The 2,327-nt window shown below is 45.0% G+C and carries 2 protein-coding genes; one reads left to right on the forward strand and one right to left on the reverse strand.

Features of this window, described 5'->3' with window-relative positions:
• The first annotated feature begins 344 nt into the window (after nucleotides 1–344).
• Nucleotides 345–1,604 (forward strand): hypothetical protein, encoded by a 1,260-nt coding sequence (locus tag QUA57_RS28340; RefSeq protein ID WP_333065119.1) that lies wholly within the window; start codon nucleotides 345–347, stop codon nucleotides 1,602–1,604.
• 529 nt (nucleotides 1,605–2,133) lie between these two features.
• Here QUA57_RS28340 and QUA57_RS28345 read toward each other — a convergent pair.
• Nucleotides 2,134–2,327 (reverse strand): SIMPL domain-containing protein (locus tag QUA57_RS28345; RefSeq protein ID WP_333065120.1); only part of this gene is annotated, 194 nt, incomplete at its 5' end.

Genomic DNA, 2,327 nt, shown 5'->3' on the forward strand with positions numbered 1-2,327 from the left:
CTTCTGTGATTTATTGCGTAAGCGTTGCTTGCCGAAGCCATCGCATCCCTCTTGAAAAACTGTCCGGAGTATTGTTAGAAGATTTATTAATCATTTAATCTGTAAAAAAATCTGTATACATGAGTTATTTTTGGCTCGCTAAGCTAAGACTGTTCCAGATGTCCGATCGCGCGCCTCCAGCTTCTTCAAGCTCGAATGAACCGCGAGCCGCTAGGGCCGTAGTGGTCAGTACCTTTAATAATCTACTTCTTAAGTAACAGTCAAAATCTAGTTCTTAGGCAGTAGATTTTCTGAGAAGTATATAGTTAGGCTAGTAAATGTAGCAGTAATACCCAAGGATATCTATGACTGATAATAACCAGCCTTTTAACCAGCCTGAAGCCAATCCTAACTTCCAGGAAAAGAATGTTGACAATAGCGAGAACCAGCAGCTTCAGGCTCAGACTAACGAAAATGCAGAATCACAGGAAGATCAATCATCAGGCTCAGGCATTGGTGCGAGGATAGCTGGAGCAGCAGTCGGTGGTATATTAGGTGCTCGCTCTGGAGGCATTATTGGTGCTGTAGCAGGCTCAGTTGCTGGCGCTATGATTGGTAAAGGTACTGCTGATACTGTTAACCGTGCTGTAGATAATTTAGGGGATGCAGCACACACTGTAGCAGACGGTATTAAACACACTGTAGAAGAGCTAGGGACAGTAGCAAGGGAAACTGCTGAGGAAGTTAAACCATCTATCAAAGCTACAGCAGAAGCAGTCAAGGAGACTGTTGAGGAAACTAAGCCTTCGATTAAAGGTATAGCCGAATCTGTCAATGAGACAGTTAGGGAAGCCAAGCCTTCTGTAGTAGATGCAGTCAAGAGCGCCTCCGAGGAAGTCAAACCTACGATTAGAGAAGTAAAAGATTCAGTCAAGCAGACAGTCGAAGGTGTCAAGCCATCTATACAAAGTGCAGCGGACTCTATTAAAAGTACGGCTGATGAAGTTAAGCCTTCTGCCAAAGCTGTAGCTCAAGAAATTGAGGGCGCAACTAAGGAGTTTAGATCGACTGTAAAAGATACAGCGAAGGCAGTGGAGCCATCTATAAAAAGTGCAGCCGAATCGCTTCAGTCATCTGGCAAGAGTGCAGCCGAATCAATTAAGTCATCTGCTCAAAGCGCAGCCGAATCTGCTAAAGGTGCAGCGCATAATGTTAAGTCATCTGCCCAAAATGCAGCCGAATCTGCTAAAGATGCAGCGCAGGATGTTAAGCAGGATGTTAAGTCATCTGCCCAAAATGCAACCCCATCTCCTCAAGGTGCAGCGCATGATTTTAAATCATCTGCCCAAAATGCAGCCGAGTTTGCTAAACCTCCAGTGCCTGATTTTAGGTCATCTGCCCACAATGCAACCCCATCTCCTCAAGGTGCAGCGCATGATTTTAAATCATCTGCCCAAAATGCAGCCGAATCTGCTAAACGTGCAGCCCACGATGTTAAGTCATCTGCCCAATATCTAGCCGAATCGGCCGCAGAGGAAAATAAGGATAGTGATCTTCACATCTCCGGCACTCCTAAACTCAAGGATCAAGTGGTCATTAATGACAAGAGAATCATTAAGGACTAGGTAAAGTAAGGGCTTAACTCCAGCTTGTTAAAGCTAGCCCTAAGAGAGTTTAACAGAGAGTGGATCTTAGAAAAGATTCCACTCTTTTCTGTTTAGGAGGAATGCGATCGCCTAGGGTTTAACGGAGAGTCTATTTATTGAGGAACCCTCCCCCTGAAAAAGGAGATATTCCGTTCATACTTCATAATAGGTTGTAGCCATTTGGCGTAACTGCTCACCGCAACAAAGTTGCGGGGAGCAGTTATACTTTAACTCCGAGTGCGCCACTTAATATTTCCTTACATAGTGATGAATTTTTCCACCGACTTACTTAGAGTGAAACTTTGTTTGGCGCTAAAATTGTTAAGGCTTTGATTGTTGTGGCTCTTGGGGGCGAAGATACGGAAATATTTGTGTGGGAGGCGAACAATTGCTCGACTACGGGCAGAACTGGTTAAAACTGCTAAAGTTTTTGTAGAAAAAGCTGCTTGATAAATCGAGAAATAGTTATTAGGGTCAAGCTGATGTGGCCAGTTCAACCCATAACTATTTAATATCCAAATTGCAAAGTCACAGAAGCTTCTACCTGCTGTTCCCCTCCCACCACAGGGGTTGTAGCGTCAGTAGCAGCCATGCGAGTACCAGCCACTTGCCGATACATTGGAGGGGGCGCGATCGCACCGTTGACTTGAATGCCCAGAATCTCTCCCCGCTTGAGGTTGAGGGCGCTAAAGACTGCATCCG

The sequence above is a fragment of the Microcoleus sp. Pol7_B2 genome (assembly GCF_036701035.1).
GTDB lineage: Bacteria > Cyanobacteriota > Cyanobacteriia > Cyanobacteriales > Microcoleaceae > Microcoleus.

Coding starts and splice junctions, on each gene's coding strand:
- QUA57_RS28340 (WP_333065119.1), top strand. CDS start 345: ATGACTGATAATAACCAGCCTTTTAACCAGCCTGAAGCCAATCCTAAC.